This is a genomic window from Bacillus paranthracis (genome assembly GCF_024296885.1).
In the GTDB taxonomy this organism is placed as follows: domain Bacteria; phylum Bacillota; class Bacilli; order Bacillales; family Bacillaceae_G; genus Bacillus_A; species Bacillus_A paranthracis.
In genome coordinates, this window is the sequence record NZ_CP101135.1 from 1,929,535 (window position 1) to 1,947,822 (window position 18,288).

Annotated in this window: 18 protein-coding genes and 1 pseudogene; 12 read left to right on the forward strand and 7 right to left on the reverse strand. The window is 34.5% G+C overall.

The window, feature by feature from the left end; genetic code table 11:
- Positions 1–47 precede the first annotated feature (47 nt).
- The gene (locus NLJ82_RS09800) at positions 48–662 is read right to left on the reverse strand and encodes a LysE/ArgO family amino acid transporter (protein ID WP_001287306.1); all 615 of its coding nucleotides are present in this window, start codon (positions 660–662) and stop codon (positions 48–50) included.
- 118 nt (positions 663–780) lie between these two features.
- Here NLJ82_RS09800 and NLJ82_RS09805 point away from each other — a divergent pair, with 118 nt between their 5' ends.
- Positions 781–2,223, forward strand: a complete 1,443-nt coding sequence (locus NLJ82_RS09805) for an aminotransferase-like domain-containing protein (protein WP_000439404.1) — start codon at positions 781–783, stop codon at positions 2,221–2,223.
- Positions 2,224–2,235: 12 nt separating this feature from the next.
- Positions 2,236–2,403 (forward strand): DUF3933 family protein, encoded by a 168-nt coding sequence (locus NLJ82_RS09810; protein ID WP_000816378.1) that lies wholly within the window; start codon positions 2,236–2,238, stop codon positions 2,401–2,403.
- Between the two features lie 106 nt (positions 2,404–2,509).
- On the opposite strand, the gene NLJ82_RS09815 is transcribed toward NLJ82_RS09810, so the two are convergent.
- Positions 2,510–3,475, reverse strand: coding sequence for a patatin-like phospholipase family protein (locus NLJ82_RS09815; protein ID WP_000686825.1), 966 nt, complete (start codon positions 3,473–3,475; stop codon positions 2,510–2,512).
- Between the two features lie 87 nt (positions 3,476–3,562).
- Complete coding sequence (locus NLJ82_RS09820) at positions 3,563–3,703, reverse strand: YjcZ family sporulation protein (RefSeq protein WP_000540428.1); 141 nt, start codon at positions 3,701–3,703, stop codon at positions 3,563–3,565.
- Between the two features lie 224 nt (positions 3,704–3,927).
- On the opposite strand from NLJ82_RS09820, the gene NLJ82_RS09825 reads away from it, so the two are divergent.
- The 4 genes from NLJ82_RS09825 to NLJ82_RS09840 all read left to right on the forward strand — a co-directional run bounded on the left by NLJ82_RS09825 (position 3,928) and on the right by NLJ82_RS09840 (position 6,780).
- Complete coding sequence (locus NLJ82_RS09825) at positions 3,928–4,680, forward strand: YwqG family protein (protein ID WP_001041256.1); 753 nt, start codon at positions 3,928–3,930, stop codon at positions 4,678–4,680.
- A 145-nt stretch (positions 4,681–4,825) separates the two neighbouring features.
- Positions 4,826–5,986, forward strand: a complete 1,161-nt coding sequence (locus NLJ82_RS09830; protein ID WP_000520840.1) for a transglutaminase domain-containing protein — start codon at positions 4,826–4,828, stop codon at positions 5,984–5,986.
- 103 nt (positions 5,987–6,089) lie between these two features.
- Positions 6,090–6,287 carry a DUF4083 domain-containing protein gene (locus NLJ82_RS09835; protein ID WP_001048096.1) on the forward strand — a complete coding sequence of 66 codons (198 nt, stop codon included), beginning with the start codon at positions 6,090–6,092 and terminating at the stop codon, positions 6,285–6,287.
- Positions 6,288–6,318: 31 nt separating this feature from the next.
- A complete protein-coding gene (locus NLJ82_RS09840) occupies positions 6,319–6,780 on the forward strand; it encodes an NUDIX hydrolase (protein WP_000035005.1) in 462 nt (153 codons plus the stop codon).
- A gap of 48 nt (positions 6,781–6,828) precedes the next feature.
- Here NLJ82_RS09840 and nadE read toward each other — a convergent pair whose 3' ends face one another.
- The gene (gene nadE, locus NLJ82_RS09845; protein WP_000174879.1) at positions 6,829–7,647 is read right to left on the reverse strand and encodes an NAD(+) synthase; all 819 of its coding nucleotides are present in this window, start codon (positions 7,645–7,647) and stop codon (positions 6,829–6,831) included.
- Positions 7,648–7,916: 269 nt separating this feature from the next.
- Between nadE and NLJ82_RS09850 the strand changes: the two are divergent.
- The 3 genes and pseudogenes from NLJ82_RS09850 to NLJ82_RS09860 all read left to right on the forward strand — a co-directional run bounded on the left by NLJ82_RS09850 (position 7,917) and on the right by NLJ82_RS09860 (position 11,427).
- Positions 7,917–9,798: pseudogene (locus NLJ82_RS09850) on the forward strand (FtsX-like permease family protein).
- Positions 9,799–9,914: 116 nt separating this feature from the next.
- Positions 9,915–10,202 (forward strand): AbrB/MazE/SpoVT family DNA-binding domain-containing protein, encoded by a 288-nt coding sequence (locus tag NLJ82_RS09855; RefSeq protein WP_000648330.1) that lies wholly within the window; start codon positions 9,915–9,917, stop codon positions 10,200–10,202.
- A gap of 274 nt (positions 10,203–10,476) precedes the next feature.
- A complete protein-coding gene (locus tag NLJ82_RS09860; protein WP_001089036.1) occupies positions 10,477–11,427 on the forward strand; it encodes a serine protease in 951 nt (316 codons plus the stop codon).
- A 208-nt stretch (positions 11,428–11,635) separates the two neighbouring features.
- Here the strand turns inward: NLJ82_RS09860 and NLJ82_RS09865 are convergent, their stop codons facing one another.
- From NLJ82_RS09865 to NLJ82_RS09875, 3 genes are all read right to left on the reverse strand, one after another.
- Complete coding sequence (locus NLJ82_RS09865; RefSeq protein ID WP_000829434.1) at positions 11,636–12,739, reverse strand: ABC transporter ATP-binding protein; 1,104 nt, start codon at positions 12,737–12,739, stop codon at positions 11,636–11,638.
- A gap of 266 nt (positions 12,740–13,005) precedes the next feature.
- Complete coding sequence (locus NLJ82_RS09870) at positions 13,006–13,869, reverse strand: PucR family transcriptional regulator (protein ID WP_000615937.1); 864 nt, start codon at positions 13,867–13,869, stop codon at positions 13,006–13,008.
- A gap of 68 nt (positions 13,870–13,937) precedes the next feature.
- The gene (locus NLJ82_RS09875) at positions 13,938–14,798 is read right to left on the reverse strand and encodes an AraC family transcriptional regulator (protein ID WP_000064378.1); all 861 of its coding nucleotides are present in this window, start codon (positions 14,796–14,798) and stop codon (positions 13,938–13,940) included.
- 170 nt (positions 14,799–14,968) lie between these two features.
- Between NLJ82_RS09875 and NLJ82_RS09880 the strand changes: the two genes are divergently transcribed.
- From NLJ82_RS09880 to NLJ82_RS09890, 3 genes are all read left to right on the forward strand, one after another.
- Positions 14,969–16,312 carry a carbohydrate ABC transporter substrate-binding protein gene (locus tag NLJ82_RS09880; protein WP_025991674.1) on the forward strand — a complete coding sequence of 448 codons (1,344 nt, stop codon included), beginning with the start codon at positions 14,969–14,971 and terminating at the stop codon, positions 16,310–16,312.
- A 70-nt stretch (positions 16,313–16,382) separates the two neighbouring features.
- The gene (locus NLJ82_RS09885; RefSeq protein WP_001044589.1) at positions 16,383–17,273 is read left to right on the forward strand and encodes a carbohydrate ABC transporter permease; all 891 of its coding nucleotides are present in this window, start codon (positions 16,383–16,385) and stop codon (positions 17,271–17,273) included.
- Between the two features lie 15 nt (positions 17,274–17,288).
- Entirely contained in the window at positions 17,289–18,278 is a 990-nt protein-coding gene (locus NLJ82_RS09890) for a carbohydrate ABC transporter permease (protein ID WP_000449885.1), read from the forward strand.
- Positions 18,279–18,288: the final 10 nt, after the last annotated feature.

The window sequence follows — 18,288 nt, forward strand, 5'->3', positions numbered from 1 at the left end:
AGAGAATTGCATGATGTTTTCAGTAACATGCAATTCTCTTTCGTTCATTAGGAATAAATAACTTGTTTTAACATATAAAGTGCGACACTCCATATGATGAGACCAGAAAATTTATTTAATAATACGATTGTCTTTCCGGTTGAGTCTAGCCTTTTTAGAAATTTCCCCGCTAAAGCTAAGCTTATAAACCAAATCCAAGAAACGATAATAGTTGCAAGTGTGAAAGCCCATTTTTCATTTCCTATGTATTGAATCGAATTTGTTCCAATTACACCGATTGTATCTAAAATTGCATGTGGATTTAATAATGAAACCGATGCAGCGAAAAGTATTTGTTTTTTTACTGGCATACTTTTTTCTTGTTTTACATCGTTGGAAGGGGTACTTCTCCAAATAACAAAGCCCATGTATAGGAGAAAGAAAAATCCAATTATATATAACGAGTTAGTTAGCCAAGAAAAAGTAAGGAGTACAAGGGAAACACCTTGTACCGCTATCAATATGAGTAACGTATCACATATAGAGGCAGTTAATACGACAGGGGCTGCCCTCCAAATGTTTGGTTGGCTCGCACCTTGGTTAAAGACGAAAACATTTTGGACGCCTAATGGAATGATAAGACCAAATGCAAGAATGATACCATGAATAATTGCTTCACTCATCATATTTCCTCCTATTTAAATTTATTATGATAGTGTATATTGTATAGAAGAAATGAAAATTTGTATCCATCCATATGGTTGGGGAGGTTACCAACCAAAAAGAATATAAGGTGATATGATGGAAAGATTCGTTTGGAAACCGAATATGTCTCTAGCGACTCCTCTATATAAACAAATAGAAACGTATATTAAGGAAAGAATCGTTAATGGTGAATGGACTGTTGGAACGAAATTACCTTCGCAAAGAGATTTGGCACATATATTTGGTGTGAACCGGAGTACAATTGTAATGGCTTTCGATGAACTAGCCGCAAAGGGGTATATTGAAGGGAATGGCAGAAAAGGAACAATTGTTGTAAATAATAATGAGAATGCTTCAATATACGCACCCCCGCCTAATTGGCAGTCTTATGTAGAAAAAGGACTTCATTATCCAAATCTGCCTGCTATTCAAGAAATTAATCAAGCTGAATTTTATCCGCATGTAATTCGTTTAGGAACAGGTGAACTCGCGCCAAGTCTTTTACCTGAAAAAAAGATGAAAGATATTATGAATAAGCTTTTAAAGTCGAACATGATACTTGGATATGAAGAACCGAAAGGGAATTTTTATTTAAGGAAGAAAATTGCGGACTATTTAAAAGGACATGGTGTATATGTAACTCCTGATTCTATATTAATTGTTTCAGGGGCAATTCAAGCGTTGCAACTTATTTCTATGGGGCTTCTACCAAAAGGGGCATCTATCTTATTAGAAAAACCATCTTATTTATATTCTCTTAATGTTTTTCAATCAGCAGGAATGCGATTAATTGGTATGCCGATGGATGAAAACGGTTTACATGCATCATATATTCCAAAATATAAGAAGCAATTTAATGCATCTATTTTATATACAATCCCGTCTTTTCATAATCCGACGAACTTTAGTATGAATGCGAAGAAACGGATAGAAGTAATGGAAATATGTAATGAAATTGGATTGCCTATTATAGAGGACGCGGTATATCAAGACTTATGGTTTGATAAGCCTATTTCAAAGCCTTTAAAGGCATATGATAAAAACGGAATTGTACTACATATTGGGAGTATGTCTAAAGTCATTAGTCCAGGATTAAGAATCGGATGGATTGTTGGATCAGAGCCAGTCATTCAAAGATTGGCGGATATAAAAATGCAAACGGATTATGGCTCGAGTTCAATCTCCCAGCAAATTGCAGCGGAATGGTTTACAAATGGATTGTATGATGAACATTTACTGTTTGTAAGAACTCAGTTGAAAAAACGTAGAGATTTTATGTTAAAAATGTTAGAGGAATATTTTTGTGATATAGCAACTTGGTATGAACCAGTAGGTGGTTTTTATATTTGGTTACATATGAATGTACCCGTTTCAAACCGTAGCTTATTTGACAAAGCTTTGAAAGAAAAGATTTTATTAAATCTAGGTACTTTGTATGATAGAAGTGCAAATCAATTTTTGCGCTTATCATATTCATATGCAACATTAGAAGAAATTGAAATAGGTATAAAAAAACTTGCACAACTAATGAAAAAGTAAGAGGAGAAAGTAATGAAACAATATGTAATTTGCCAAATTATCAATGGAGAAAAATATTTAGCTGCTTATGCGGAGACGAAGCAGGAAGCAATTGAAAAAGCAGAATTGTTAGGATTACGAACGGGAAATCGATACACCGTTATTGCTGCAGAGGATGCAGAAGGGTTAACTTATCCTTAAACAACGTATAATAATGATGCAGAAAGTAAATAAGCTTAGTAATATATTATATTACTAAGCTTATTTTTTGAAAGCGTTACGTGTTCTCGTATAAAAGATAATAATATTATGAGTCAAGTTGACGGAAATAACGATTTGATTTTCGATCCTGATTTCCGTTTCTATAGTTATCAATATATTGTCTGAAATTCCACGATTGTAAAAACTTATTTGCGGCATTATAACCAGAATTGTACAGCCAATCTTTCTCTTCCTTTGTTAACTCAAAGTTTGTACTAGTAATAGACCCTGTTGGAATTGTAATTGTTCTTGCTTTAGATTCTTTGTCTAAATGACGTAAATCATGGGCTTGCATCATTGTTTTAAATAGTCCTTTGAACATGGAGATAGGCTCATTATAGTGGGCAGGGTCAGCTTGGATCTCATCTTTTACGAAGTGAAATCCAAAAGTCGGCCAGCGAGGAGAGGTAGGTGAGTCGAAAATCCAAATCGGATAATTGCTTAAAATCCCTCCATCAACCATATAACAAGGTTGCTTCCATTTAGGTGTTCTCCATTTTACTGGTTCAAAAAAGAAGGGGATTGTACTACTCATTCTTACAGCTTTAGCGATAGAGAAGCGATAATTTAAAAATCCGTAGTTCGGTAAGTCATCAGGAAAGATAACCATTTTACCATTACTTATATCAGAAGCGATAATTTTAAGCTTATTTAAATCAGGTAAATCTGTAAATAAGTGAATTCCTTTTTTTCGAAGCAATTCTTCAATCCATTCTTCTATAAAAATATTAGAGTAAATACCAAGAGTAGTCCATGCGCTTAAACCTTTTCCGATAAACGGGATTCTGTCAATAAAGGTTCTCTTCGTAAATTTATTATAATCAATATCAGTTATAATCGTTTTTAGCTCTGAACCAGAATATCCTGCTGCTAGGAGCGCAGCAATAATGGAACCAGCTGATGTTCCAGCTACACGCTCCCATGTATAGCCTTTTTCAGCTAACGCGCAAATTGCTCCTACATGCGCAATTCCGCGTACACCGCCTCCTTCAAAAACACCATCAATTTTCATTCATTCTACTTCCTTTCACATAAAAAATTTGAAAATGGCAAAAAAGCACGTATTGTACGTGCTTTTTTACAATAGTTTTTAAATTTACTAGCAGCCTACAAAGCCGCCCCAACAGCTAGCTCCGATGATGATTAGAAGGATAAATAAAACGATTAATAAAGCGAAACCTCCATAACCACAACCGCCGCCACCGTATCCGTAACCATAGCAACTATATCCGTAACCCATGTGGAATTCCTCCTTAAATTAAAAATAAAAATGAACGAGGGGAAAATGTACTGGAAGAAATAATGAACTATCGTGTTTGTAGGAACAATGTATACTATGCTTTTTTTAACTTGTTCGCGTATGGAGGATGAGCCCGTTTTTTTGAAGGCTTGTTGTTTTTGCAAAGAATGGAGTATAATTTTTGTGCGATGATACAAATAAGTATGTAAATATAAGGAGAATGTATGAATAAACAAATTGAAGTTTTAATTGATAAATATGGGCTGACGCATTTAAAAGAGGAACTTATTAACACTGTATTTCCTTGTGTGAAAGTTGTGCCAAAGCAGGAGGAAACAGTAGCGATAGGTAGTTCGAAAATGGGAGGGGTTCCTGACTTGCCATTTACATTTGAATATCCAACGCATAAAGGAAATCCGCTACAGTTTATCGCTCAATTTAATTTAAATGATTTACAAAATATTGGTATGAATCACGATCTTCCTAAGACGGGGATGTTATATTTCTTTACCGTGGAAAATTACTTTGAAGAAGATGTGAATCCAACTGGAGCGGGGCGTGTGCTTTATTATGATGTTCCTGTAGAGCAATTACGAAGAGGAGATGAATTGCAAACGAATTATAACCAGTGTGCAATTACTTTTGAATTAACGTATAAATTGCCAGAGCTTTTCATTGAAGATGAGGCTGATTCGGACCGTTTCTTGCAATTACTTGAAGAGCTAATCCCAGACAACTATGATAACCATCAAATATTTGGTGAGCCATTTTCTGTACAAGATGAGGTATTATACGAGACTGGACAATATATGGACATAGATCCGCAGCAAATGACGCTTTTATTCCAAATTGATTCAGATACTAAAAATTGTAATATGATGTGGGGAGATTTAGGGATGCTTTATTTCTGTATAGGAAATGAAGACTTGAAAAATCGACGTTTTGAAAATGCATGTTGTGTATTACAAACTTGTTAATGAAAAGGGTTGTTCTTGTAAAAAGAACACCCCTTTTACAATGTTAAATATGCATAATCTCATATGACCTATACGAAAAAGTATTGTATACTCTGAAACTATACGATACTTTTTCGTATAGTTATAGAATGTAAGGAGTGACATGATGGGAAAGACAAGTAAGTATGTGACAGCTGCCGCACTTTGTTCAACTATAGTAATGGGGGGCTTACACGCGTCATCTGTATCTTATGCAGCTACAAATCAAACTGTAGCGACATCGCAATCAGATACAAAGTTGTTAAATGATTTCAAAAAAGAATTAAAAAAACAGGTTGATAATCGAGAAGAAAATATTACAATCACATATAAAACAAAAGATAGAAATGCTAGAAATGTGATGGACCAATTGTACGGCGAGTTTAATAAAGTTGTAGATGCGGATGAGTATATAAAATATAATGTAGCGTCTACTAGATATTCTATTAAAGGGTTACCAGGAAACTATACGTTTACACTGCAAGTGAAGTACCGTGAATCGAAAGAGCAAACACAATATGTAAAATCTCAGGCAAAAGCGATTATCGGCTCGATTGTAAAACCAGGGATGGATGATCATGAGAAAGTAAAAGCTATTCATGATTACGTTGTAAAACATGTATCATATGATACGTCTTATCAAGCATATACAGCATATGAAGCATTAGCGAATCGCTCTGCTGTTTGCCAAGGATATACGTTATTAACATATGAATTGCTAAAAGGAGCAGGTATCCAAAACCATATTGTAACAGGTACAGGGAATGGACAAGCTCACGCATGGAATTTAGTGAACATTGAAAACAAATGGTATCATCTTGATACAACATTCGATGATCCAGTACCAGATAAAGCTGGGCGCGTAACATATTCATATTTTAATATGTCTGATGAACAATTAAGTAAAGACCACGATTGGGATCGTAGCAAATATCCAGCAGCAACTACAAGCTACTTTAATGAATTAACAAACAAAATAAAAGCGGGTAGTTCAAAGACTGTGGCGTATGAACAAATGTTAAAAGAAACAAATTTAAAATATATGTCTACACAATACGGAGCAGAGAATTATAGTGATTTTAAGAAGAAATTACAGCAACAATTTGCTTCTAAGCCAGAAAAGGTAGAAGTACGATATAAGCAGTCTATGGATGGGACGATGCAAGATATAAAGAAAGTATTAAATGAAATAAATTGGCCAAAGGGTGCAAAGCGTGTATCTTATCAAGTAGCACCTTATAGTGCGATGGCAGATTATTCATTAGCGACAATTACATTTACGTATTAATCGGTGAAAGAGAGCATCTGTAAAGGATGCTCTTTTCCTTATGTATTACTACAAAAATCAGAATTATATGATAAAATGAAGGGAGGAAGGATGTGGAATCTAAATGAATTTGTTCGAGAGTGATATTTTTACATTGATATATACTTGTTTAGTAATCGGACTTATCGTTTTGTTTTTCCTATCATTTACTTTGTTTATTAGAAGAGTATTTCTAAACAGCGCTGCAAAAAAACAACAAGTGATGCATATGAATCAGAAGCTAGATCGAATTATTGAATTGCTTGAAAAAGATAAGGAATAGCGATAAAAGAAGTATGAAAAGGGGAAAGAGAATGGCCAATTATATAAAAGAATTACGCGAAAAAGTAGGGCATGATTATGTTTTCTTAAACTTTGCCGGTGGTTTTGTATTTAATAAAGAAGGAGAAGTATTACTGCAAAAAAGAGGTGACTTTAACGCTTGGGGCTTTCCAGGGGGGGCAATGGAGATCGGAGAATCGGCTGCGGAAACTGCAATTCGAGAAATAAAAGAAGAAACCGGGTATGATGTAGAAATAAATGAACTTATTGGAGTGTATACAAAATATTTTCAATCATATCCAAATGGAGACAAGGCGCAGTCAATTGTGATGTGTTTTTCATGCTCAATAGTTGGAGGCGACAAAAAAGTAGATGGTGATGAAACGTTGGATTTGAAGTTTTTCCCGTTAGACGACATGCCACCGTTATTTTGTAAACAGCATGAAGATTGCCTGCAAGATTTATTGGAGAAAAGGGTAGGGGTATATCGTTAACATATAAAAAAGAAGCTAAATGAGATTAGCTTCTTTTTTATGTTTTATTTATTTCCACCAATCATCAAACATTGATGCTGGTACTTGTCTTTTATGCTCACTCACTGTGTAACGTTTTTCAATCTTTTCTGCAACGTCAGCTGGAACTGTTTTACCTTCTAAATAGTCATCAAGTTGATCATACGTAATACCTAACTCTGTTTCATCAGCTTGACCTGGCTTTTCATCTAATAAATCAGCTGTTGGCATTTTTAAGTAAAGTCGCTCGTCCGCACCTAATTCTTGTAATAGAGCGCGTCCTTGGCGTTTCGTTAATCCCGTTAATGGTAATAGGTCTGCACCACCATCTCCGAATTTTGTAAAGAATCCTGTTACAGCTTCTGCAGCGTGATCTGTTCCGATAACAAGGAGCCCTTTTTGTCCACCGATTGCATATTGTGTAACCATGCGGATACGTGCTTTTACGTTACCTTTATTGAAATCTGTTAACGATTCATCTAATAAGTTTTCGTATTGATTTGAGAAAGCATCAACAGTTGAAGCGATATCAAATGCAACAGATTGATCAGCTTGAATAAATTGTAATGCTAATTGCGCATCATCTTCATCTTTTTGCACTTTATAAGGAAGGCGCACGGCGATAAACGTTGCATTACCACCTTCATTACGAATTTCCTCCACTGCAAGCTGAGCTAAACGTCCAGCTAATGTAGAGTCTTGTCCGCCACTAATTCCAAGTACAAATCCTTTCGCACCTGTTTTTTTTACATAATCTTTTAAGAAATCAACACGTTTACGGATTTCTGCTTTCGGATCAATTACAGGTTGAACGTGTAATGCTTTCATAATCTGTTCTTGCAATGTCATTATGTTTTCCTCCTATTCATATTAAAGCGGTAAATAAGTTTATATGTATTGGTACATACTTCTATCCTTTATTATTTCGCAAAATTAACGAATATACAATAGGATGTGTGTATGAATATGAATGTAGTCATTATAATGAAACTGCATCGTTTAAGCAATTTTTTTGAAACCTTTCAATAATGTAAGGTTTTTGTCATTTGAATCGATGGAAGGGATTTCCGTACTTTACTAATATAAGAACATAGTTAGTAGAAGGGCGGAGAAGTAATATGAATATTAGAGAACTCGCATATCGGAATGTGACGCGAAATAGACGAACATATTCAGCATATTTTTTTAAGTAGTGCATTTGCTATTATGGCCTTTTTTGTTTATTCGTTTTTTGCGTTTCATCCGGCATTAAGTGCTGGAGAATTGGGACGATATGTGTTCGTAAGTATGTCTTTTGCACAGTCCATTATTTACTTATTTACATTTTTCTTTATTTTATATTCGATGGGAATGTTTTTAAAAACGAGAAAGCGTGAACTAGGAATTTTAATGATGTTAGGTATGACGAAATATCAATTAAAGCGTCTTATCTTTTTTGAAAATATTATGATTGGGATAGGAGCAATTATTTTTGGAATTCTAGCAGGAATGTTATTTTCTGGAGTATTACTATTTGTAGCTCCCATGATATTAAAGTTAGATATTTCCTTACCTTATTACATTCCAATGAAAGCCATTGTTGTAACGAGTATTATGTTTTTTGTATTATTTATGATCATTTCATTGTTTAGTGCAGGAATGATTCGAAAAAATAAAATTATGAAATTGTTTAGAGGATCGGCAGAAGCGAAGCCGGAACCGAAAGCATCCATTATTTCTTCTATATTAGCAGTTATATTGCTTAGTGCGGGATATGCAGGAGCACTTATGTCACACGGTGCAATGGTATTTATCATGATGATTCCTGTTACAACGGTAGTCATTATTGGTACGTATTTGCTGTATAAGCAGTTGAGTGTCTTTATTATTAGACTATGTAAAAAAAGTAAACGTTTCTATTGGACACAGACAAATATTATTACGTTGTCAGATTTAGCTTACCGTATGAGAGATAACGCAAGAATGTTCTTTATTGTAACCATCATTTCAACTGTAGCATTTTCAGCAATAGGTACATTAGTTGGCTTTACATCAATGACAAAGGCGATTATGGAGAGACCAATTGCGTTTCACTATCATTCTAAGCAAGGAAATAGTAATGAATCACAGCATTTGAAGATGATTGACGAAGGGTTAAAGAAACATAGTATAGCAGCTTCAAAAACTAATATTTCAACGAAGAAAACGGAGGAGCAGTCGTTAAGAAGCGCCGCGTTTATAAAGGAATCAGACTATAAGGAATATGCGAAGTTAACAGGAGAACCCTTTCATGCGGTATCAAAAAAAGAAGTTTTATTTTTGGCAGTTGATATACCAGGACCACCGATGAAAGAAAGAAAAGAAATTACGTTGCCACATTTGAATGAACCTTTAAAAGTGAAAAAAATTAATACGTCTTCATTAAGTAAAATAATAAGAGGTAACGTTTATGTAATCTCTAACAAGCAGTATGATGCATTACAAGATGGATTTAAAGAGGAAAAAAATTATGTATACAAAACAGAGGGAACGAAAGATGAAATTGAGGTTGGTAAAGAACTAACGCATCAGATGAAGCCTTATGAAGAACATGCAACGTTTAGTGCAGAAGAGTACGAACAAAACCAAAGTTTACAAATTGCAGGACCAATTCTATTTGTAGGTTTCTTTATCGGTATTGTATTTTTCGTATGTGCAGGAAGCTTCCTTTATTTCCGTTTGTTTTCTGACTTGGAGGATGATACTCGTTTGTTTGAAATGATTCGAAAAGTAGGCTTAACGAGCGGAGAATTATCGAAAGTAGTTACAATCCGATTGGGACTTTTATTCTTTGTTCCAATATGTGTTGCAACATTACACGGAGCAGTAGCGTTAACTGCACTCGGACAGATGTTTGAGTACTCACTATTTAAAGAAAATGCGATTGTATTAAGTATTTTCATAGGAATTCAAGTTGTATACTTCTTACTGATTCGATCTCGTTATTTAAAACAATTGAAAGAGAGATTACGTATTCGTTAAATGTGTTTTTTTAACTTGAGTACAAAATTTTCTAAAAAGAGGCAGGTATTACCAAAAAGTGATAAAATGGAAAAAGCGAGGTGAAAAAATTAATAAATAGTAAGGGAGGAAGTAATATGAAAGCAACAGGAGTTATTCGAAAAGTAGACGAATTAGGACGAATTGTAATTCCTAAAGAATTACGTGATGTATTGGGAATACAAATTAAATCACCGCTTGAAATTTTCGTAGAAGAAGACAAAGTCATTTTACAAAAATATCAACCTTACAATGCTTGTCAAATAACAGGTGATGTTTCAAATCAAAACATATCATTAGCAAATGGAAACATTACTGTTAGTATAGATGGAGCGAAATATTTAATAAAAGAAATAGAGAAGTTTTTAAACAAGAGTGAGGCTTAGTCTTAATTTATATTATTTTAAAAATTTCATATCATTCTTGAAAGACAGTAAAAGGACCAATTTAGTGGTCCTTTTATTTTGGTTATTGGTTGTACCAATCGGATTTTTGATGTCTACAAATTACGAGATAAATAAAAGAGTAGTATAAATTTCGTAAGCCTTATTGAGAAACATTTTTAAGGAAGGAAAACGAAACACATAAAACGAATGTTAAATGTAAGTGTTTTCAAAAGTGGTCTGAAATGAAAATAATATATTTTCAGGAGGGATTACAATGAATAGTAGTACAGCGAATAAACAAAAAGGTATACAATTGATTCCTTTTACAGTAGATAAGGTGGTTGAACAAGTAAATGAAATTCCGCCAGGTGTACAACTCATTCATGCTCCACAAGTATGGGAGAAGAGTGCAAAAGGAAAAGATATTGTTGTTGCCGTATTAGATACAGGGTGTGATATGAATCATATAGATTTAAAGGATCGTATTATCGGTGGAAGAAATTTCACGAAAGATTACGAAGGAGATCCAAATATATATCTTGATAATAACGGACACGGTACTCATGTAGCTGGGACAATTGCAGCGACTGAAAATGGTGTCGGTGTTTTAGGAGTCGCACCACTTGCTAAAATGTTAGTGTTAAAGGTTTTAGCAGGAGATGGTTCTGGAAGTTATGAGCAAATTATTGAGGCGATACATTATGCTGTAAATTGGAGAGGGCCTAATAAAGAAAGAGTTAGAGTCATTTCCATGTCACTTGGTGGCCCACAAGATGTTCCAGAATTACATGAAGCAATTCAAAATGCAGTAAAGCAGGATGTTCTCGTCGTATGTGCTGCTGGAAATAATGGAGATTGTAATGATAATACGGAGGAACTAGATTTCCCAGGTGCATACTCAGAAGTAATTGAAGTGGGTGCCGTCAATTTAGAGCGGAAAATCGCATGTTTTAGTAATTCAAATCAAGAAATTGATTTAGTGGCGCCAGGCGATGAAATATTATCTACGTATCCTGAAGGGAAATATGCGGTATTAAGTGGAACTTCTATGGCCACACCGCATGTCGCTGGAGCACTGGCATTGCTCATAAAGCAGTGTGAAAGGGAATATGGTAGAAAGTTATCAGAACCAGAAATATATGCACAACTTATTAAAAGAACTGTACCTTTAGGATATGAACGTACATCTGAAGGGAATGGTTTATTAGATTTATTAAAAGAATAGAAAATACTAAAAAACATTTCATATTCATATGAGATGTTTTTTAGTATGGTTCTGTCGCATATATAGTGGAATCTAGTCTTGAATTCTTTTTCAAGAAATGTTTGTCGTAGCTACATCTATTTTTTCGAAGTAGAAGTTATGCATACAATAAAATGGAAAGATTGAGTTACTTACGGGACAATTCTATCGGGATTTTTTTAGACATTCGTTAATTATTTCGTATTCTTTGCTCGGTAGTGATATCAAAAAAGTGTGCTTTCGCTAAACTAAAAGCTAATGGAAGTGTATCGTTAGTTTTAATCTCGGAACGAGCGTTAATTCGCGCAATAAAGTTTTGGTTTGAAAGTTTTCCATGAATCATCGTTTCAGCACCTAATAATTCAGCAACTTCTACTGTAATCTCGACTGTGGATTCAGGAGTAGATTGCAGAACGATAGGTTCATCATGAATGTCTTCGGGACGAATACCGAGTATGATTTTTTTTCCATTATACCCTTTTTGCTTTAATGTTTTTAGTTGACCATCTGGTACTTTGAAGCGTATATTTTCCATGTGAAAATAGCTATCTTGTAATGTCCCGGTAAAGAAATTCATAGCTGGAGAACCAATGAATCCGCCAACAAATATGTTCTCAGGAGTATCATATACTTCTTTTGGAGTTCCAACTTGCTGGATGAGCCCATCCTTCATAACAACAAGGCGTGATGCCATTGTCATTGCCTCTGTTTGATCATGTGTCACATATATAGTGGTCGTATTTAAACGGCGGTGAAGTTTAGAAATTTCTGAACGCATACTTACGCGTAATTTTGCGTCTAAATTCGATAGAGGCTCGTCCATTAAAAATACTTTTGCATCCCGGACTATAGCTCTTCCTAGTGCAACCCGTTGGCGTTGTCCACCTGATAATGCCTTTGGTTTTCGTTGTAAGTAATCTTCTAGCCCTAAGATTTTTGCCGCCTCCGTTACCCGGCGATTAATTTCATCTTTTGGAAGTTTGCGTAGCTTTAAGCCAAACGCCATATTATCATACACAGTCATATGCGGATAGAGTGCGTAATTTTGAAATACCATCGCAATGTTGCGATCTTTTGGAGCGACATCATTCATACGATCCCCATCAATATAAAACGAACCATCAGAAATGTCTTCTAGCCCTGCAATCATACGTAGAGTTGTTGATTTTCCGCACCCAGAAGGACCGACAAATACAATAAACTCTTTATCTTTAATATGTAAATTAAAGTCAGAAACGGCAGTGATTTTATTATCATAAACTTTAAAAATATGATCTAATACAAGTTCGGCCATAAATATCCACTCCTTTTTGTAATTGATAGAATTATAAGATTATTAAAGGCGTAAGTAAATTGGCATTGTGCACAAAAGAATGAGGAGCTTTTATGCAAGTTTACACATTTAAGATACGAGAAAGCTCCTGTAGAACTTAAGTTCATCTATAGATATAGGAAGAAAGTATTCTTTTCTCGTAGAAAAATAAGTTTATAGAGTTTCCCAGTCACACAAGAGACTATAAAACGATGATGATATAAGAGAAATGAATATTGTATCGTCTTTCACGAGATATCTAAAGAAAGAAACGCCATATAAACTGCTACTGCACCTTCAAAGGTTTTTATATTAATCCCTGTTTTTTCAATGAATTTATCAATTCGATACTGCAAAGTATTACGATGTAAATATAATTGTTTAGCTGCAAGAGAGACATTTAAGTTACACTGGAAGAATACTTTAACGCTATCTATTAGTTCTTTATCGTTTGAAATATTTTCTAATAATTGATTCGTGTATTTTTTTCTTTCTTCTTTTGGTAATGAAATCATTAATTGATAAGGGAGAAGTTGTTCAATGTATGTAATTTTTTTTGATAAATAGGGAGAAAGAACAGAAAATAATGTTCGTTCCCATTGATACAGGTAAGTAAATTCAGTTGTTTGCGAATAACGTCTTCCAACAAAGAAGGATAGGGATATAAAAAAATCTGTTTCTAGTGTATCTAAGGCTGTTTGCAATACAGATTCCGTTATGTTTTCTTCTAAGATGAGGACACCGGCTTGCGAAGTTTCCCATAACATTGTAGTAGTAAAAGAAAACATAGACTGTAAAGCATCTTGAAATTCTTCTCTTTCTACAATAGATTGTGTTGTGAAGAAGTGTAAAAAACGAACTGATCGTATAGGGATATTGTTATTTCTGTATAATGCTTCGTACCATGATTTTTCTTTTTCCGTTTTATAAAATGTATCAGCATGAATGGGTGTTAAGATGGATGAAAGCAATTGATGTTCCTTTTGATGTAATCGAATTTTTCGAATCCCGACTTTATTTCCTTCAACTAAAAACCAGCTATAATCTTCTGACAACACAGCTGCATTGATTTTTATATCCTCACCATAATATGTTTTTAATTGTTGAATCATAGGAACACTCTCTTTCCAAAATAGTAGTAACAATATATTAAAGAAGTATAGATTCATTGCATTTATCTTTAAATTTTTGCACTAGAATCTAGTTTGTTTTTGCTAGAATTTATAGCGTTTCTGTATTGTGAAGGAGATAGATTCGTTTCTCGTTTAAATGATTGTGCAAAGAATGATTGTGAAGAAAAACCGGTAATGGTTGAAATATTAGAAATCGAATAGTTAGTAGTTTCTAACAAAATTTTACTTTCTCTAATACGAGTTTGAATTAAATATTCAATAGGCGACACACCGACGAATTTTCTAAAGGAATGGGATAGATAATATTTATTAATATGACTAATGCTTGCTAATGTATCTAGGCTGATATTTTCGTGAAAATGCTGCTTAATATAGTTTTTAATAAATTCAATATCTTTATTAATTTTTTGAGTAGATGTTTTCTCTACATTAAAAGATTTTTTTCGCATCATCTTAAGTAATAAAATTTCCAGAATATTTTGTATAATCAAATCATAATCTTCTTGATGGTTTTCCACTTCTTCGACCAATTGCTGAAGGTAGAAGAGGAAGTTTTTTTGATCCTGTTTATAGTTATGAATAGTGACAGGACTGGGATTTTCTATGGATGAAAAGGACAGGCCTTGAATACCAAGTGCAATATATTCGAGTGGATGATTTGTATCAGACTTTTCCGTGTGCTCGATATTTGGATTGACGATAATCAAATTGTGTTCTTGAACAGGGATTTCTTCTTTGTAAAAGATAAAAGTGCCTTTGCCCTTAGTAATATACAATAGCTCTGTAAAGTGATGAGCATGAATGGTACTATGCCAATCTTTATCGTATTTTGATTTTGTAATATAAAGAAGTTTTACTGGAAGATGGTTTCGTTGAAATTGTGGAATCTCATATACTTCATTGGACAAATGAATCCCTCCTTCTTAGAATTTTTATCTATTTTATAAAGATTTTAGTGGGATATTCAGTAAAAAGCAAGATATCTAAAAAACAGAACAAGATGTTTATTGTGAAAGCGTTATCTATTTTGTATTCTTTAATTATGAAAGGAAGATTAGGAGATGGGGGTAAGATAAAGATGAAAAAAAAGTTATTGTTGTCTGGAATGACAGCTTTGTTATCTTTTAGTTTAATAGCTTGCCAAAGTAATACTACAAAAGTTGATAACGCTAAGGATGGTAAAGGCTCCAGTGAAAAACAAACCCTTCATGTGGCAACACTTGAATCAGCTTATGGTAAAGAGATGTGGAACAAAGTGATTGACGCATATGAAGCTGCTAATCCTAAAGTTGATGTTAAATTGACAGTGGACAAAAATCTTGAGGATGTCATAGGATCAAATATGAAAGCAGGAAAGTATCCGGATGTTGTGTTGTTGGCAACTGGGAGAAAACAGGCGCTAACAGAAACTTTGATTAAAGATAAAGCATTAGAAGACATTACTGATGTTTTTGATAAAAATGTTTATGGTGAAGATGTTAAAGTCAAAGATAAGTTAGTACCAGGGCTTACTGGTACACCTGCAACTAATCCTTATAATGACGGTAAAATTTATATGGCACCGATGTTCTATAGTCCAACTGGATTATTTTATAATGCTAGTTTATTAAAAGAAAAAGGTTGGGAAGTGCCGAAGACTTGGGACGAAATGTGGGCTTTAGGAGATAAAGCGAAAGCAGAAGGGATTTCATTATTTACTTATCCTACTACAGGCTACTTTGATACATTCTTCTATTCTTTACTACTAGGGGTGGGCGGGCCTGAGTTATTTAATAAAGCTATGAAATATACAGATGGTGTTTGGGAAACTTCTGAAGCAACAAAATCTTTTGAAATTATCGGAAAATTAGGAAAATATACAGAGCCAACTACTGTTGCGAATGCAAATGATAAAGACTACAAGAAAAATCAACAGTTGATTCTCGATAACAAAGCTTTGTTTATGCCAAATGGTACGTGGGTAGTTGGTGAAATGAAAGAAGCTCCTCGATCTAAAGGGTTTGAATGGGGCATGATGGCTTTACCAACACTTGATGCTAATAGCGACCGTTATGCATTTACTTTCTTTGAACAAATGTGGATTCCATCGGCAGCTAAAAATAAACAACTTGCTAAAGACTTCATGACGTTTGTTTATTCGGATAAGGCAGCTGAAATTTTTGCTGAGTCGAGTGCGATCCAGCCTATTAAAGGACTTTCTAATAAACTGACAGGTGAAAATAAATCATTCTATAGTATCTATGATAATGGAGTGAAAGTGGGAATAGGTGGATTTGCTGCAACGAAAGCTGTTGAAGGTGTAAGTATGCCAGATACATTATTTAGAACGATTGACAGTGTTGTTTCTGGTGATAAAAAGGTGAAAGATTGGCAAAGCTCTGTTGAAAAAGTGAGTGACCAATTACGGTCTGCATTAAAATAAATTCGTTTTCACTATGTACAATGGTGAGTCGCCTAGTCTCACCGTTGTACTTATTAATTGAGGTGATGGCATGAATAAGACGACAGAAAAAAGAATTTTTATTTTTGTTTGTACTGCACCAGCACTAATCCTGTTAGCCATTTTTATGATTGTTCCTACGATTGAGGTATTCAGGATGTCCTTATATAAGTGGGGAGGATTTTCTAATAATAAGGTATTTGTTGGGCTCGAAAACTTCAAGATTTTATGGAATGATATGAACTTCTTTCGGTCTCTCCAAAACAGTATAGTTTTGATTGTTATCGTCACACTCATCACGATGGTGATGGCGATCTTGTTTGCCACTTTGTTAACAAGAGAAAAAATAAAAGGAAAAAGCTTCTTTCGAATTATTTTTTATATCCCTAATATTTTATCGGTTGTAGTTATCGCGGGAATATTCTCTGCAGTTTATGACCCAACTACAGGGTTGTTAAATAATTTACTTGCTTTATTTAACCTGGAACACCTACAAAAGATGTGGCTCGGAAATCAGAAAATTGCCATTTACAGCATTGGCGGGGCGCTCATTTGGCAAGCAATTGGCTACTATATGGTCATGTATATGGCGGCAATGGCAAGTATCCCGGAAAGTTTTTATGAAGCATCTGCTTTGGAAGGTGCTGGACGGTTCAGACAATTTTTTAGTATTACTTTACCGTTAATTTGGAACAACATTCGGACGACGTTAACTTTCTTCGTTATTAGTACGATTAATTTAAGTTTTCTTCTCGTTCAAGCAATGACTGGCGGCGGACCTGATGGATCGACGGAAGTGTTTTTAAGCTACATGTATAAGCAGGCTTACACGAATTCTTCTTACGGTTACGGTATGGCTATTGGGGTGGTCATTTTCTTATTCTCATTCGCATTATCTGCAATTATCAGTGGTGTTACTAAAAGGGAAGTGTTGGAGTATTAAGGAGGTCCAAAAACGATGGAAACACAAAAAAGAATGACTACAGAAACAGCTTATCGAGATCCAAAAACGATAGAAACACAAAAAGAAGTGACTGTAGAATCAGCTTATCCAGCCCCAAAAACAATGAAAACACAAAAAGGAATGACTACAGAAGCAATGTATCGCTGCTTTATCTACGTAGCACTTATTACGTTAGCAATTTCAATTGTTATTCCTGTTGCATGGGTTTTCTTAGCCTCAGTGAAGCAAAATTCGGAGTTTTATGGAAGCCCTTGGGCCATGCCGAAAAGTTTCTATTTTCAAAACTTTATCGATGCTTTCCAAAAGGCAAACATGGGTACCTATATGTTGAATTCAGTCATGGTAACTGCGTTGGCCCTTCTTATTTTATTGATTGTGGCTTTACCAGCAGCTTATGTGTTGGCAAGATATACCTTTAGAGGAAGTAAATTGATAAATACTTTTTTTAAAGCTGGATTATTCATCAATGTGAACTACATTGTTGTGCCAATTTTCTTGATGTTATTGGACGGAGATAACTTTTTACGAGGCCAACTAGGTGATGGATTGCTATTAGACAATTTATTTATTTTAGCTGTGGTATATGCGGCGACGGCGTTACCATTCACGATTTACTTGCTGTCTAGTTTTTTTCAATCGCTTCCATCTACGTATGAGGAAGCGGCGTTGGTCGATGGTGCCGGATATTTCAAAACAATGATTTCAGTTATGATTCCGATAGCTCGTCCAAGTATTATTGCCGTCATTTTATTTAATTTTCTTGCCTTTTGGAACGAATACATTATAGCTTTAACATTAATTCCAGGGCCGAATAAGACGTTACCTGTTGGGTTAATGAACTTGATGGCAGCTCAAAAATCTGCTGCAAACTATGGTCAAATGTATGCAGGAATGGTTCTTGTCATGCTGCCAACTTTGATTTTATATATCATTGTTCAAAAAAAATTAACACAAGGAATGACCCTTGGTGGTTTAAAGGATTAGAGGAGGATTT

Coding starts and splice junctions, on each gene's coding strand:
- NLJ82_RS09800 (WP_001287306.1), bottom strand. CDS start 662: ATGAGTGAAGCAATTATTCATGGTATCATTCTTGCATTTGGTCTTATC.
- NLJ82_RS09805 (WP_000439404.1), top strand. CDS start 781: ATGGAAAGATTCGTTTGGAAACCGAATATGTCTCTAGCGACTCCTCTA.
- NLJ82_RS09810 (WP_000816378.1), top strand. CDS start 2,236: ATGAAACAATATGTAATTTGCCAAATTATCAATGGAGAAAAATATTTA.
- NLJ82_RS09815 (WP_000686825.1), bottom strand. CDS start 3,475: ATGAAAATTGATGGTGTTTTTGAAGGAGGCGGTGTACGCGGAATTGCG.
- NLJ82_RS09820 (WP_000540428.1), bottom strand. CDS start 3,703: ATGGGTTACGGATATAGTTGCTATGGTTACGGATACGGTGGCGGCGGT.
- NLJ82_RS09825 (WP_001041256.1), top strand. CDS start 3,928: ATGAATAAACAAATTGAAGTTTTAATTGATAAATATGGGCTGACGCAT.
- NLJ82_RS09830 (WP_000520840.1), top strand. CDS start 4,826: ATGGGAAAGACAAGTAAGTATGTGACAGCTGCCGCACTTTGTTCAACT.
- NLJ82_RS09835 (WP_001048096.1), top strand. CDS start 6,090: ATGAATTTGTTCGAGAGTGATATTTTTACATTGATATATACTTGTTTA.
- NLJ82_RS09840 (WP_000035005.1), top strand. CDS start 6,319: ATGGCCAATTATATAAAAGAATTACGCGAAAAAGTAGGGCATGATTAT.
- nadE (WP_000174879.1), bottom strand. CDS start 7,647: ATGACATTGCAAGAACAGATTATGAAAGCATTACACGTTCAACCTGTA.
- NLJ82_RS09855 (WP_000648330.1), top strand. CDS start 9,915: ATGAAAGCAACAGGAGTTATTCGAAAAGTAGACGAATTAGGACGAATT.
- NLJ82_RS09860 (WP_001089036.1), top strand. CDS start 10,477: ATGAATAGTAGTACAGCGAATAAACAAAAAGGTATACAATTGATTCCT.
- NLJ82_RS09865 (WP_000829434.1), bottom strand. CDS start 12,739: ATGGCCGAACTTGTATTAGATCATATTTTTAAAGTTTATGATAATAAA.
- NLJ82_RS09870 (WP_000615937.1), bottom strand. CDS start 13,869: ATGATTCAACAATTAAAAACATATTATGGTGAGGATATAAAAATCAAT.
- NLJ82_RS09880 (WP_025991674.1), top strand. CDS start 14,969: ATGAAAAAAAAGTTATTGTTGTCTGGAATGACAGCTTTGTTATCTTTT.
- NLJ82_RS09885 (WP_001044589.1), top strand. CDS start 16,383: ATGAATAAGACGACAGAAAAAAGAATTTTTATTTTTGTTTGTACTGCA.
- NLJ82_RS09890 (WP_000449885.1), top strand. CDS start 17,289: ATGGAAACACAAAAAAGAATGACTACAGAAACAGCTTATCGAGATCCA.